Annotated in this window: 23 protein-coding genes; all 23 read right to left on the reverse strand. The window is 29.5% G+C overall.

What is annotated here, in order from left to right; all coding sequences use genetic code 11:
* Window positions 1–7: 7 nt before the first annotated feature.
* The 23 genes from rsxA to HGPB_RS08620 all read right to left on the reverse strand — a co-directional run bounded on the left by rsxA (window position 8) and on the right by HGPB_RS08620 (window position 13,718).
* On the reverse strand, window positions 8–586 hold the full coding sequence (gene rsxA, locus HGPB_RS05205; RefSeq protein WP_019132648.1) for an electron transport complex subunit RsxA: 579 nt from the start codon (window positions 584–586) through the stop codon (window positions 8–10).
* Window positions 579–1,181: an electron transport complex subunit RsxE gene (gene rsxE / locus HGPB_RS05210; RefSeq protein ID WP_019132649.1), complete on the reverse strand. Its 603-nt coding sequence runs from the start codon at window positions 1,179–1,181 to the stop codon at window positions 579–581. Before rsxE ends, rsxA begins: the two co-directional genes overlap by 8 nt.
* Window positions 1,182–1,189: 8 nt before the next feature.
* The gene (locus HGPB_RS05215) at window positions 1,190–1,777 is read right to left on the reverse strand and encodes an RnfABCDGE type electron transport complex subunit G (RefSeq protein WP_019132650.1); all 588 of its coding nucleotides are present in this window, start codon (window positions 1,775–1,777) and stop codon (window positions 1,190–1,192) included.
* Complete coding sequence (locus HGPB_RS05220; protein ID WP_019132651.1) at window positions 1,774–2,748, reverse strand: RnfABCDGE type electron transport complex subunit D; 975 nt, start codon at window positions 2,746–2,748, stop codon at window positions 1,774–1,776. The genes HGPB_RS05215 and HGPB_RS05220 overlap by 4 nt, the downstream gene beginning before the upstream one ends.
* A gap of 10 nt (window positions 2,749–2,758) precedes the next feature.
* Window positions 2,759–4,096 carry an electron transport complex subunit RsxC gene (rsxC, locus tag HGPB_RS05225; RefSeq protein WP_019132652.1) on the reverse strand — a complete coding sequence of 446 codons (1,338 nt, stop codon included), beginning with the start codon at window positions 4,094–4,096 and terminating at the stop codon, window positions 2,759–2,761.
* Window positions 4,097–4,298: 202 nt separating this feature from the next.
* Window positions 4,299–4,715: a guanosine-3',5'-bis(diphosphate) 3'-pyrophosphohydrolase gene (locus HGPB_RS05230; protein ID WP_019132653.1), complete on the reverse strand. Its 417-nt coding sequence runs from the start codon at window positions 4,713–4,715 to the stop codon at window positions 4,299–4,301.
* 448 nt (window positions 4,716–5,163) lie between these two features.
* Window positions 5,164–5,382, reverse strand: coding sequence for a hypothetical protein (locus HGPB_RS05235; RefSeq protein ID WP_019132654.1), 219 nt, complete (start codon window positions 5,380–5,382; stop codon window positions 5,164–5,166).
* A gap of 379 nt (window positions 5,383–5,761) precedes the next feature.
* Complete coding sequence (locus tag HGPB_RS05240) at window positions 5,762–5,944, reverse strand: hypothetical protein (RefSeq protein WP_019132655.1); 183 nt, start codon at window positions 5,942–5,944, stop codon at window positions 5,762–5,764.
* Window positions 5,945–6,240: 296 nt separating this feature from the next.
* Window positions 6,241–6,627, reverse strand: coding sequence for a phage holin family protein (locus tag HGPB_RS05245; protein WP_019132656.1), 387 nt, complete (start codon window positions 6,625–6,627; stop codon window positions 6,241–6,243).
* 1 nt (window position 6,628) lies between these two features.
* On the reverse strand, window positions 6,629–7,378 hold the full coding sequence (locus tag HGPB_RS05250) for an N-acetylmuramoyl-L-alanine amidase (protein WP_019132657.1): 750 nt from the start codon (window positions 7,376–7,378) through the stop codon (window positions 6,629–6,631).
* A 105-nt stretch (window positions 7,379–7,483) separates the two neighbouring features.
* Window positions 7,484–7,726 (reverse strand): hypothetical protein, encoded by a 243-nt coding sequence (locus HGPB_RS05255; RefSeq protein WP_019132658.1) that lies wholly within the window; start codon window positions 7,724–7,726, stop codon window positions 7,484–7,486.
* 59 nt (window positions 7,727–7,785) lie between these two features.
* Complete coding sequence (locus HGPB_RS05260) at window positions 7,786–8,421, reverse strand: hypothetical protein (protein ID WP_019132659.1); 636 nt, start codon at window positions 8,419–8,421, stop codon at window positions 7,786–7,788.
* Between the two features lie 52 nt (window positions 8,422–8,473).
* Window positions 8,474–8,641 (reverse strand): hypothetical protein, encoded by a 168-nt coding sequence (locus HGPB_RS05265; protein ID WP_245543854.1) that lies wholly within the window; start codon window positions 8,639–8,641, stop codon window positions 8,474–8,476.
* Between the two features lie 70 nt (window positions 8,642–8,711).
* Complete coding sequence (locus tag HGPB_RS08850) at window positions 8,712–8,867, reverse strand: CD1375 family protein (protein WP_019132661.1); 156 nt, start codon at window positions 8,865–8,867, stop codon at window positions 8,712–8,714.
* The gene (locus tag HGPB_RS05270) at window positions 8,864–9,094 is read right to left on the reverse strand and encodes a hypothetical protein (protein WP_019132662.1); all 231 of its coding nucleotides are present in this window, start codon (window positions 9,092–9,094) and stop codon (window positions 8,864–8,866) included. The genes HGPB_RS08850 and HGPB_RS05270 overlap by 4 nt, the downstream gene beginning before the upstream one ends.
* Complete coding sequence (locus tag HGPB_RS08960; protein WP_019132663.1) at window positions 9,094–9,633, reverse strand: phage terminase large subunit; 540 nt, start codon at window positions 9,631–9,633, stop codon at window positions 9,094–9,096. The genes HGPB_RS05270 and HGPB_RS08960 overlap by 1 nt, the downstream gene beginning before the upstream one ends.
* On the reverse strand, window positions 9,620–9,916 hold the full coding sequence (locus HGPB_RS08965; RefSeq protein ID WP_245543855.1) for a terminase small subunit: 297 nt from the start codon (window positions 9,914–9,916) through the stop codon (window positions 9,620–9,622). The genes HGPB_RS08960 and HGPB_RS08965 overlap by 14 nt, the downstream gene beginning before the upstream one ends.
* A 7-nt stretch (window positions 9,917–9,923) precedes the next feature.
* A complete protein-coding gene (locus tag HGPB_RS08970) occupies window positions 9,924–10,088 on the reverse strand; it encodes a hypothetical protein (RefSeq protein ID WP_019132665.1) in 165 nt (54 codons plus the stop codon).
* Between the two features lie 156 nt (window positions 10,089–10,244).
* Window positions 10,245–11,096, reverse strand: a complete 852-nt coding sequence (locus HGPB_RS05285) for a hypothetical protein (protein ID WP_019132666.1) — start codon at window positions 11,094–11,096, stop codon at window positions 10,245–10,247.
* Window positions 11,093–11,602 carry a Panacea domain-containing protein gene (locus tag HGPB_RS08485; protein WP_019132667.1) on the reverse strand — a complete coding sequence of 170 codons (510 nt, stop codon included), beginning with the start codon at window positions 11,600–11,602 and terminating at the stop codon, window positions 11,093–11,095. The genes HGPB_RS05285 and HGPB_RS08485 overlap by 4 nt, the downstream gene beginning before the upstream one ends.
* Before the next feature lie 502 nt (window positions 11,603–12,104).
* Window positions 12,105–12,302, reverse strand: coding sequence for a hypothetical protein (locus HGPB_RS05295; RefSeq protein WP_019132669.1), 198 nt, complete (start codon window positions 12,300–12,302; stop codon window positions 12,105–12,107).
* Between the two features lie 233 nt (window positions 12,303–12,535).
* A complete protein-coding gene (locus tag HGPB_RS05300; protein ID WP_019132671.1) occupies window positions 12,536–12,880 on the reverse strand; it encodes a VRR-NUC domain-containing protein in 345 nt (114 codons plus the stop codon).
* Window positions 12,873–13,718: a DUF4373 domain-containing protein gene (locus HGPB_RS08620; RefSeq protein ID WP_019132672.1), complete on the reverse strand. Its 846-nt coding sequence runs from the start codon at window positions 13,716–13,718 to the stop codon at window positions 12,873–12,875. Before HGPB_RS08620 ends, HGPB_RS05300 begins: the two co-directional genes overlap by 8 nt.

A 13,718-nucleotide genomic window follows, 5' to 3' on the forward strand; every position in this document is an offset into this window, starting at 1 on the left:
TTACCCCCTAACCAACTAGTCCCTTAAAGCCTGAAAATGCAAGAGCCATTAATCCAGCACTTATTAAAGCTATTGGAACTCCTTGTAAGCTTTTTGGTATATCAGCAAATTCTAATTTTTCTCTTAGAGATGACATTAGAATTAAAGCTAAAAAGAAACCAAGTGATGCACCTAAACCACTAAAAACTGTTTCTATCAAATTATAATTTTCTTGAATATTAAGAACTGCTACACCAAGTACTATACAGTTAGTTGTTATAAGTGGTAAAAACACACCCATAGCAGTATATAAATTAGGCGAAGATTTTTTTATTACAATCTCAACAAACTGAACAAGTGATGCTATGACAAGAATAAATACAACTGTTTGTAAATATTCCAATCCAAGAGGTGTGAGAATAAAAGTTTGTATGCACCAAGTAACAGCAGAAGAAATAACAACTACAAATGTTACTGCAATTCCCATTCCTGTTGCAGTTTGTAATTTAGAAGATACTCCTAAAAATGGGCAAATTCCCAAAAATTGAGCAAATACATAGTTATTAACTAAAATTGTTGATAGTAAAATAAAAAGAATTTTATTCATTAGTTTTCACCCCTTGCATTATCTTTCTGAATAAGGCAATTAAAAATCCTAGCAGAATGAAAGCACCAGCAGGCACTCCGAAAATTCCAATTCCTGGATATGATTCTGGTAAAATTCTTTTATCAAAAATACTTCCGTATCCAAAAAATTCTCTTATAATCCCCATACATGAAACTGCTAGTAAATAACCCATACCAGTTCCTAAACCATCTACTATTGATGGTACAAGTTTATTTTTATATGCAAATCCTTCAGCTTCTCCGAGTATACAGCAATTTACAACTATCAAAGGAAGAAATATTCCAAGTGCTCTATAAATTGTTGAAGAATAAGCTTGTAAAACCATTTGAACTATAGTTACAAATGTCGCAATTACTACTATAAAACAAGGAATTCTTATTTTTTCTGGAATAACTTTTCTAAAAATCGAAACAACTGAGTTGCTCATAATCAATACAAAGGTAACTGAAATCCCCATAGCTAAAGATGTTGCCAAGGCATTAGTTATAGCAAGTACAGAACACAATCCTATAAGTTGCATAAATACAGGATTGTTTTTAAACATCGCATCAGTAAATACTTTTCTTAAATTCATATGATCACCTACTTACTTCCCTTTAAAAATTCATTATAAGCAGCTACAGCAGAATTTGATCCTGCAAGAACACCTTTTGAGGAATAAGTTGCACCACTTATCCATGGTATTTCATTTTCTCCTTTAGCTTCTTTAGCTATTACCAATTCTCCTAAAGCACTTTTCCCAGGAAATTGTGAATAATAACTTTCTTCTTCAATTACTGATCCATAATTTTTAGTTTCTTGGTTAGAAATATTTCTATAACCAGCAATTTGATTATCCATGGAGTTAATTGCTATGGCATTTGTCATCTTGCCTCCAAATCCATTAGAGCTTACATTAAATCCATATCCAACAACTTCATTATTCTTTTTAGCAAGGTATATATCTTCAATTTCTGGATATTTTTCTTTTATACTGGTTGCTTGATTTTCTTCCATTTTTTCTATTGAATCTGCACTATCTCCAAAAATACTTATATATGATTCCTTAGTTGCTTGCATCTCTGCTTCTGCAATTTTAGGAGCTGTTATCGAATTAATAACTGCGAGAAGACCTGCAGAAACTGCACAAAAAAGCAATAAAACAAGTCCATACTTCATAGTTTCTTTCATTTTGATGCCTCCCCATAAGCTTTAGTCTTAGTTAATCTATCAATTAAAGGTGTTGCTATATTCATTAGACATATAGCATATGATGTTCCTTCAGGAAGTGCAGCCTTGGTTCTTATTAAAGCAGTTATTAAACCACAGCCAAAAGCAAAAATTATTTTTCCTCTTCTTGTTATAGGAGAAGTAGTGTAATCAGTCGCCATAAATACAGCACCAAATAATAAACCACCTGCTAATAATTCATAAACTAGCATATTTGCTGGAATACCAAAAATAAGTAAAAATACTGCAGTTGTAGCTACAAAAATAATTGGTACATCTGGTCTTATTACTTTTCTAGCAAGTAAATATACAAAACCAAGTAAAATTAAAATAGATGAAGTTTCTCCGATAACCCCTGGAATATTTCCAATAAGCATATCAGAAAGTTTAGGTAGGTCTGCATATTCTCCAGCCTTTATTAAAGTTAAAGGAGTTGCACTACTAATAGCATCTACGCTTGATCCAAATCCAGTTGGGTTAGTATAACTTGTAATTTGTTTTGCCCAAGAAGCCATAAGCATGATTCTTGCTCCTAATGCAGGATTCATAAAGTTTGATCCAATGCCTCCAAAACAACCTTTGATTATAACAACAGCAAACAATGAACCAAAACAAGCCATCCATGACGGCATAGTCGCTGGTAAGTTAAAAGCTAATAATAAACCAGTAACAACAGCCGATAAATCATTTATCGAAACTGGTTTTTTAGTTAGTTTTTGAAATATGTATTCTCCAGCAATACAAGATATTACACAAGTTATAACAAGTCTAATTGCATTTAAACCGAAAAAATAAATCGATCCTGCTAAAACTGGAACAAGTGCAATAATAACATCTAGCATTATTTTATTAACTGTATCATTAGACCTAATATGAGGAGCTAGCGATACAAAAAAATCTCTACTTACTTTGTTGTCGTCTTTGTGTTCCATATCGATCCCCCTATTTAATAGCCATAGAATTCATTCTGATTTCTCTTTTAGCAAGTTTTACAGATGCAGAAAGATTTCTCTTGGCCGGACAAATATATGAACAAATTCCACATTCCATACATTGATCAGCATATAAGTCTTTGCAAGTATCTACATCATTTTTTAAAATTGCAGAATTTATTTCTGTTGGTCTTATATTAGCTGGACAAAATTCAACACACCTTGCACATCTTATACAAGGATTTTCTTCTCCATAATTAATTTCTTCTTTAGTGAGTACTAAAAGTCCAGAAGTAGTTTTAGTTATAGGAGACTTAAATTCAAAAACAGATTTACCTGTCATCGGACCACCACAAACTATATCTATATAATCGTCTTCAAGTCCACCACAAAAATCTATAATATCTCCAACACTAGTTCCAACTTTAACTAATATATTTTTAGGTTCTTTAATTCCCTTGCCACTAACAGTAATAACTCTTTGATAAGAAGCTATTCCCTCTATCATTGCCTCATAAAAAGCAAGAGTTGTCCCAACATTTGTTAAAAATACCCCAACATCATTTGTTACCTTGTTAGGAGGAACAATCCTATTAACAACTGCTTCAGTTAATCTTTTTGAATCCCCTTGTGGATACTTAGTTTTTAAAGTAACAACTTTTAAATGCTTCCAAGCTTCCGTTTGACTGATTCTTTTTCTCATAAGATCTATTGCATCTTTTTTATTATTTTCAATAGCCATGTAGGAAACATCTTTATTATAAAATTCAGAAAAAATATTTAATCCTTCTAATACTTTATCTGTATCTTCAAGCATAATCCTATGGTCACAAGTTAAATATGCTTCACACTCAGCACCATTTATAATACATTGATCAAGAATTGGATCTTTGCTTACTAACTTTGCATGAAGTGGAAAACCAGCTCCACCCATACCAACAATACCTTTTTCTTTTACAAAATTTACAATCTCTTCCATGCTTCTATCTTTATAATCAAGCATAGGTTCAGCTATAACAGCATCATCTAAGTGATCATTTTCAATAATTATACAATCACAATATCTACCATCTGCTGTATACATTTTTTCAATTGAAACAACTGTACCTGAAATAGAAGAATGAACTGGTGCAGAAATAAAAGCTTTGGAATCTCCAATTTTTTGGCCCCTTTTAACTTTTTGACCCTTCTCTACAATTGGAGTAGCTGGTGCGCCAATATGTTGGCTCATGGGAATGTAAACAAAATCAGGATCTGGCATAGTTTCTATTGGCAAAGATTCTGTAATGTTCTTATTTTCATTGATATGTAATCCCCCTACTCTAAAAGTAAGATTGTCTAAACTCATAAAAACACCTCTATTCTAAAAAATCATTTCTACTTATAGTAGTTACCCAATTAAGAGTGGTATAAAAATTTAATTAATTAAATATAAAGACAATAAGTATATTGTAAAATAAAAGTCTATTACTTGGAAGATATTTTTTAGTAAATAATCACATTAAAGTAAAAAAATAAAAATTTTAGTTTTATCGCATTTATTTAATGATTTATTCATCTAATAAAATCTCTTTTGCTTTTTTATACTTATCTAATCTTTTTAAATCTTCATCTGAAATCTCTCTTAGCCTATTTAAATTCATATTATCTTTTAAATCTGCTAACTTAACTTGCCTTGCCAAATCATTTTTCTTTATTTGTCTAATGTAATCAAAATAGTCTTGATTTGTTCTGCGACTTAGCAAACTTAAAGCTAACTTTTCCTCTCTATTTAAAAAATCTAAATCTTCCATTTTATAATCAGAATCTTCTATCACATCATGAACCAATGCCAAAACTTTAGGACTATAACCCTTAGTATTTAAAGAAACTCTGATTGGATGAAAAATATAAGCTTTATTTGCCTTGTCAAATTGATTTTTATGGGCTTTTTTTGCAATAAAAAAAGCTTTAATAATTTTTACCATAACAAAAACCTCTCTTAATATATTCTATTATACAACTTTGAAAGCTTTTAATTTAACCGAATAAAATGTTTTTTATTAAATTTAGAAAATATAAAATTAATTGAAATGATTTAAAAATCTTGTGGATATGAATATTTAAAAATTCATGAGATATGGTGTAAATATGGTGTAAAAATTTTAGAAGTTTATCAAATTTCTTGTAACTTTTCCAAACAATTAACAAAATTAGGAAATAAAAAATTCCATAAAATTTGTATTTTAAGCTATTTTAAAGCAATACAAAAATTTATGGAATCTCTAAAAATTTGGTGCCAAAGGCGGGACTATAGGATATATGTTCTAAAAGTCAGTATTTATCAATGTTTAGGCACATTATAGATGGATAGTTGGCACTTTGTTGGCAGTTTAAAGTCATATGTTATATTATAAAAATAAAGCCTAGATTGACCTAGGCTTTTTCTTTTTTATTTATTTCAATATTTTCATTTTTCAAAATCATTTCTTTATCGTCAATCCAAGCTCTAACTTCTTCTAAATCTTCTAAATTTGCAAACTCCTTAATATATCGTCTACACCCACTTTTAGCTGTGTAGATTTTTCTTTTAGCTTTATTTTCTTCGTTCCATTTATCTCTTGCTCTTTCTTGTGGTGTTTTTTCAGTTTTCATTTTTTACCTTTCATAATTCTAAATATTAACAATAAACATAAGATCACAATACTTATATTTAAATACATTCCTAGATCTTTAAAAATGCTTATCGCATTTAATATTGTGATTAATGTTAATAAAATTAAATTTATATCAATTCTTTTCATTTTGACTAAATGAGCATTTTATATTATAATACCCATAAAGGGCGAGAGGGAGTGCTCCCTCTCTTAGAGCTACTATTCTAAACATTCTTTTATTAATCCGATGATGGCTATTAACAGATTGAGTAAAAGTATTGTTAATTCTAGTAGCTCTTTTTTGTTCCCCTTTTCAGGCTCTTAACTTTAATAAAAGAAATTCTAGCGTTTTTAACTTTATAATTCAAAATACATATTTAATAATTAAAAATACTTTTAAAATCATCTCTAATTTTAGACCAATCAGAATTTATAGACCCAGCATTATCAAAGCTATAATTATTTTTGTTTAAATTTCCAAATAAATTAAATATACTTCTAAATCCTTTTATAAAACTTTTATTTTTATATAAATTTTTAAAGTAATTAGCTTTATTCATACTTAACACCCCTTAAATGGCTTAACCAAGCTTTTTATAAGCAACATATCCTAAATCATATAATCTAGTTCTTTTTCACTTAATTTTATTCCTTGTTCATTAAGTCTCATCAAAACGTATTGCTTTTTAAGTTACCCTTGCCCTGATTTTGTGTAAATTTGTTCAGCGGCTTTTACTGCTATATCAACTGCTTCTAATACGTTGGTTATTTTTTCTTTTCCATATCTTTGTTTTAATAGTGGAATTAATACACCTGTTATTAATACAGATACTATAGATAGTATTACATAAAAATATTACTTGCATTCATTTCTATCCTCCATAGATTCTTTAAATTCCTTAATTAGGTCCTCTTTCATTTCCCAGTTCTTAAGATTCTTAAATTCAGTATGTTGTTTATAAAATTGATGGACTCCTACTGCAGTGGCACCAAGAAAAACTCCTTGGCCAATACTCATAAGGATCCATACGATTATTTGCACATCACTCATGGGCTCAATTTTATTGGCAAGACTTGTCACCAAGGCAATAGGAATACCTACAATAGATAAAATTGTAGGTATTAGACTATCGCTTATTCTATTGGACTTCTTTAAAGCTTTCCCTATCCCAACAAGCACAGGAATCATAAAAACCAGTTCAGGACTTAAATATTCTTTTAAGCTAAAGACTAAGTCTTGCATCCTATCCCCTCAATTCAACAGTTTGTTTTTCTTGATTCCAACCAACTTGTAAATTAAGAACTTCTGCAAGATCTCTTATAGATACATAATTAGTACCTTGAATATTTTTACCTCGCAAGTTAATTTCCTTGCCATTGTAATTTATTTTAACCTTGTCGGATTTTAATATTTGATCCATAACTTTATCAATCCTTTCTCTAAGTGCCTTTTCTTGCACAGGTACACCCACACTGGACTTTGACAAATCCAATTTTATTTTTATAGGCTCTTGAACATCCTTTAAAAACTTTTCCCAAAGATTTTTTGTAAAAAAAGTTCCAGGACATCTTTTCCTGGAAACATCATAGTGCCTACAAATATTTTTTATAGATATATTAAATTTAACTCTGAGATTTTTAACCAACTCTACTAAATTATCATAAGCCTTTTTATAATCTCCATCTGAATTTATACAAAGTTCAATCCCAATTGAAGTGCAATTCCTAACACCATTTAAAGCCCTGCCATGACCTTGATTATCTCCACAATGCCAGGAAGAAAAACTATCTCCAATAATTTGTACTATCTCATGGTCATCTACAAAATAATGGGCACTTGCATTCCTATTTCCACCACCAAAAAACTTAAAGTGATTAAAAGCATTGGCTCCTCTTCCAGAATTACCAGTGTCATGGATAACTAAAAACTGGACTTTCTTGCCTTTTCTACTGGAATAGTTATATTTAATCGGCATAAATTTAAACTCTAACATCTTCCACCTCCTATTTAAGCATCGGGAAGAGGTATACAACAAAACCGCTAACCAGAATTCCAATTACTACACCAAAAATTTGATTTCGCAGCTTTTCTGATTTCTCTATAGGTCTAACGAAGTAGTCTTCTTCCCTATTTTTTTAATTTCTTTTATGTCACCTTTTATTTCTTTGGTGTCATTAAGAATCAAGTTCATAGTTGTTTGAATTATTTTTATATTTGTTTCTGAATCATAGAGTCTAGCTTCTAAATCATTAATCCTTTCATTGGTCTTATCTGTTTTTGAATCAACGCTGTCTACCTTTTTCTCTAGTTCAGTAAATTTATTTCTTATATCTTGATCCATATGTCACCCTCTTTTTTGCATTAAAAAAGACCTTTATTAGGCCTTTAATTATTTGTTTTTTATCCAGTCTTTTTCATAAATTCTTTTATCTTCTTGGTATTTTCTTTTGATTGATAGCTATAGTAACGATATTCATTAAGATTTATTTCAGTTAGAAATGTTTTGTTAGTAAGAATTATTGAATCAATAGATCTGTTAAATAACCGTAGATTATTATCAAAAATATCTAGAGCATCATAAAACTCATCTCTTCTATGTTTACGATAATATTTTAAATTGTTACTTATCATAAATTCAAAATAAAATTGCATTAGAACTTCATTAGTTTTTATGAAAAGATTCCTTTTAAAAAATATTTTTTCAAATATTGTTATCCTTTTATGTTCTGGGTAAAACATTAGTATTTTATCTAATTCCTCTATTCTTTGATCTATATCAGTTAATTCTCCAATAAAAGCCGGTTGATGTTCTTGTCCTTTTAAGTGTCTCATCCTCTTTATGGAAGTCTTGATATTCTCAGTAATTTCTAATACTTGTTGAAGAATATTTATTTGACTTTTCATTAACTGTTCTTTCTTATCTCTCATATAACTATATCTGGACAACAAAATCGCTCCAATAACACCTATAAAAGATCCAATGAAACCTCCCCAGTCAAAATTTCCTTTGAAAACTTTGTTAACAAAATCAATCAAAATTAATCACTCTCCTTAATACTATTATATCAAGGAGAGTGATTTATAATACTTATTCCTCTTCAACTTTAATAGGCATACCATCTGCATCAAGACCTAGAGCCTTTAAATCTTCAAGGACTGCTTCTTTCCAAATCTTTGATACTTGTCTAACTTTCTTGTTTTCTGGATTGCAAGTTCTTCTTTGGCGAGATACCAATCCAACATATAGATCTAGCATACTTACACCTCCTCTCCTATTCAAAAATTCGTATAAAAAAAGACTTGCTACTGCAAATCCAATCCATACCCTATTTAATCTTTTTACCATTTTCATCATAACCTTGTGACTTAAGTTCTGCGATAACCGCATCCCTTAAATTTGCAGGAACTAGCTTTACTTCCTTGTTGTTTACATCATAGGTTCTCTTTCCTCTAATAACTAAGCCTACATACAAATCAATCATGCTCGACCTTCTAAAATAGTTTCATAAATTGTAGCTAAAACTTCATCAGTTTTTTCCCTATTTGCAATACTGTCCTCATACATTGTTGCAATAGCCTCTGCCAAGGCATCATTATCACTTTGTATTTCACCAAGTGATTTTATGGTTTTCTTTACATCAGCATTTGCAGCAGCTTTTAGTTTTGCTAAAACTTCAAGGTCTGCCTCATTGTAGATTTTTACACCCATTATTCGTAGCCTCCTTTAATATCTCTTAGCACTGAACCAACTCCACTTTGCCCGTTTTCCACAATTACCTTAATTCCTATTGACCATTTACTTCCAGACTTAGAGGTATTAGTAAAAGTATGAGACCTTGCAGCCTTACTTTCTGCACTAATATCTTCCCAAGTTGGACTGGAATCCATGTAATTGTTGCAGGCATAGACTTTCATAATGGCATCACTAGCAAAAATTCCGTGAGGCACTGCAATAATTTTCTTTGGCTGTATATTAAATTTAAAAAATTCACTTAAGTTTAATTGGTCTATTGCTTCTTTTATCTGTTCGTAACATGATTCTTGCAAGGTATTACCAACTTTTCTCACACATAATACAGTTATAGGGTATTTGATGATATCTAGGATTATCTCTTGAGCTATAAAAGAGGACTTGCCTGAAGCACGACCACCCTTTAAAGCGTACTTTAGATAATCATCACTTTTAATTTTTTTATGGAGATTTATAAAACTATTAGTAAATACCTTAGATAACTTAATCTGTATCATCAACTATCACTACCTGATTATTTGATTCTAGTTCAACTTTATCAGTCCACATTCCAAATCTCTTACCTAACAACTCTCCTGCCTTTATAGAATCCCTATTCTGTGTGGGGAGTTTTAAAACTTCAGGCTTTTCTTCAATTCCTAAAAAGTTGCCATTATCATCAAAACTAGGTTTCTTTATCATAACAACCTGATAGTCAATTTCTTCCCGTCTAAATTGTCTTGTAAGACCTCTTAAAACTTCCCTTTGATCTGCAATTAATTCTTCATCAAGTTCTTCCATTTTACTTTCAATATAATCTTTCATTTCTTGGGTAGCAAAAAAGACGGCTCGCTGCTGCAGCTGCCGTCTCTCTATTTTTTATGTTTTTATAAAATTTTAAATAACTCTCTGTCTTGTTGCCAGTGATAATAAAATCATCAGCAACCTGTTTCTTTTTAATTGTAAGTGTCATATTATCACCCTTTCTGCACAACAAAAAAGATAGTTATATTTCAAACTATCTTTCTTGATTAAGTAAATTATTTTAAAGGAGGTAATCCTGGATATAATTCCACTATTACACCTTATATATTAAACTAGAAAAACCGCACAAAACGCACAAAATAGTTTAAAGTTTACAATACAGAAGAAATAATAAACAATTTGCTAATATAAACAATAAATATTTACTCAAAAACAATTTAGATCCATTTTTTAACCCATCTTCCTTGAAAATACTTCTCGAATTTCCGGTTAGTTTAAAAATAAAATGCATAAATAAGTATAAAACATTAAACATGACTATACCCCAAATAATTATAGGTTTGTAAATTATTGAAATGTCATAATTATTATTTAAAACAGCTTCAATAGAATTTGTTAAGCTTCCAATAGAACTTATTCCACCAAATAAAACAAATGATAGAGCCGTAAATATACCAATCAAGGAAATTAACTCTCCCATTAATTTATTCTTTGTCTTTTCAACAGATTGAATAGATTCTTCAGTAACCTTTTGTACTTCTCTTTTTTCTTTTTCCATTTTTTTATCAAAGTTTTCAGTTATATTTCTAAATCTATTTGACTGTTTTACAGCTAGATTAACATGATCATATAATTTAAAAATTATCAAACTATACTCAGACTTACATCTCTTACTATAAGAATGCAACATTCTTAAATTCCAAAGAATATTTTCTTCTTTTTCTTGGTCGTTTAATTCATAGCAAATGGCAGTAATATGAGAATAGAGAAATCTATTGTTCTTTTCCTTAATTTTAATAATCTTATCTATTAAATCTCTTTGATTGTTCTCTTCGTTAATTTTAGATGCTACTAAATTATTAATCAATTTTTCTAGTTCTTTAGGAATTTTTCCAATATCATCTTCAATAAATTCATCTTCAAAAGTTAGCTGAGCACCTATATTCTTAGAGATAAACTTTAAAAACTCCTCAACCTTTGCGCTATCATCTTTCATTCTATAGTCCTTTCACTCATAGATCCAAAATAATTAAGAATTAAACATTTATTTATTGCCTTCTTATTCCCTTTTTCATAAGATTTATACCACGGTCCGCCTTTGTCATGTGATAAATCAACTAATTTCATAGTTGAAATGTTTAACATTAAATCAAGTATATCATCAATAGTTTTTTTACTTTTCTCTTCAAAAATAGTATTGAAATATTCAACGTTAGATTCACTGCTATACTTTGAATTTTTATCAAATAATAAGTCTAAATAATTATTATGTGGAGGAATTATTTCTGCCCCATACATACTGTAATTAATATAAGATTTTCTTACAACAGGTCCATATGCCCAAGCTTCAAAATTTTCATCAAACAATTCCTTTTTGGTTATTGCATAATAAAATCCATACAAAAAATATAAAACTTTCTGTAACTTTAAATTAGTAACACTTCTATTAGTTTCAAAAGCATAATTAATTATATATACATTAATATCATAAATAGAATACATCAAAAATTCCTCCTTTCCTATATATTATATCATTACTTAATATACTACTATTAATTTTTATTTTGGAACAATTATTCTTCCAAGTATCTATTATGAATCATTCTAGCATAACTCTCATTACTGCTACTTAAATTATTAGATATATATACCCAGCTTTTACCTTTAATGTATCTTAATTCAAATACTAATCTTGTTCTTGAATCCTCAATGTCTGCTATAAAGTATTGTATCTGCATTTCAAGTTCAATGCATTTTTTATATCTTTTCTTTAAAATCTTTTTCAGTCTATTGTAGTATAAAAAGTTTTCATAGCCTTCAGTTGTGATATGTATCGGCTGGTATGGGAATTCTTTGTTAGATCCTGTTACTTTATCTCTAACTATAGATCCTTATAATTTTCCTATTTTCTTTTATAGAGTTTTAATTTCTTTTTGTAAGTAAATGTATTGCATTATCTTTTCTTTCTCCAAAACTACCACTCCTTATTAAGAATATAAGCAATCTATAATCTTTGATATAATTTTTTTCCAAATCCTTTGACCTCTTTTAATTTTTCTTTTGCTTGATCCTTACTTATATCTGTCTCTCTATGTGCATCATTAAAGCCTTTTAAATATACACTTCGAATAAACTCTTCCATATCTTCTTTGTCGTACTTTTTTATTCTTTTGTAAATAGCTCGTGTGAATTTATATGCCATAATTACCACCTAAATTTTCCTTAAATTTCTTCTATCGACTTTCTGTAAAATAAAATCATCTTTCTTCTTTTTGTCTTTTATTGTTTTTAATTCTTTCTTAAAATTCTTGTACCTTTCACAACTGTCATGGCAATTGATATGCCTTGTTTTGCAATCTAAACAGCCTTTATTTTTAGTCATAGAATTAACCTTTTGTATTAATGCTATAAAACCTTAACATTTCTTAACATTTTTTATTCAATTTCTAGTATTTTATATGCATCTTCAATGCTTCTAGCCACTCCGTACAATACTTTTTGCTTCTGCATCTCTTGACCGAATAACTTTTGCTCTCTACTCAGTCTGCCTTTTATATTTTTAACTTCAATAAAAAACATTTTTCCATCTTTTTTTCTAAACCCGAATAAATCAGGAAAGCCCTTAGGTAGACCAGTATTAATAAATCTATCCCCTTGTCTGAAAACTCCAACATTTGCCCTATATACATAACAATAGGGCGATAAAGCAACTCTGATGCTATCTTGTATCTGCTTCTCAGGAATTGCCTTACCAGTTAGATCATAGCCTTTTTTAATCATCTTTTAACTCCTTAAAAATCTTATCCCTTTTAGCTCTTGCTAAGTCTTCTAAATCTTCATCAGACATAGAATCTGTTTGTTGTTTAAAGTTTTTAAAGCTATTCTCACTTTTTATCTTTTTAAAATTTCTATAGTGACCTTTTAAAATTTTATTTAAAAATTTATTACTCGCATTAACTAAAACTAAATTCTCTTTTAGCCAGCTACTCTTACAAATCTCTTGATAGAGCAGATCTAAATCATAATTTCTAGCTATTTGAGAGAGACAAAACTTATCAGTCTTGTTTTTTAATGCATTATTAAACAGAGATAGATATATAGATATACTATCTCTCTCTATACTTTCCTTTTCTTTACTTTCCTTTTCTTTACTTTGTGCATTAATGTCTACATTAACCCCATCTGCTTGTGAGTTATTGTTTACATTAACTATTTCATTGTCATTGTCCACTTGATTTTCATCAATCATGTATAAAGTCGGTTTTGGACTTTTACGTCTTTTTGTAGCTTCTAAAAAAATATCTTGGATATTCTCGCTAGTAAGTATCCCTACCGAATGAAACAGGTCTTTGTTAAAAAATTCCCATAACACTAAGCGTTCAACTATATTATTGAGTAAATCCTTGCTAATCCCAGGAAGCCTTTTAAGCATTTGAGCAATTGTTAGATCATTCCACAAAATGAAATATCCGTTTTTATATATCGCACAGAGCAGCTTGATTACAACAATCTCTCCCTTAATGCCAAATTCCCCAGAAATAGCTTCAATTTTTTCATCTTCAAAAATATCTACATATAAAGGAAAATAGTCCAGACCTTCTTTTGTTGGTCTTGCCAT

Origin of the sequence: Peptoniphilus obesi ph1 (assembly GCF_000311865.1) — a bacterium.
GTDB lineage: Bacteria > Bacillota > Clostridia > Tissierellales > Peptoniphilaceae > Peptoniphilus_E > Peptoniphilus_E obesi.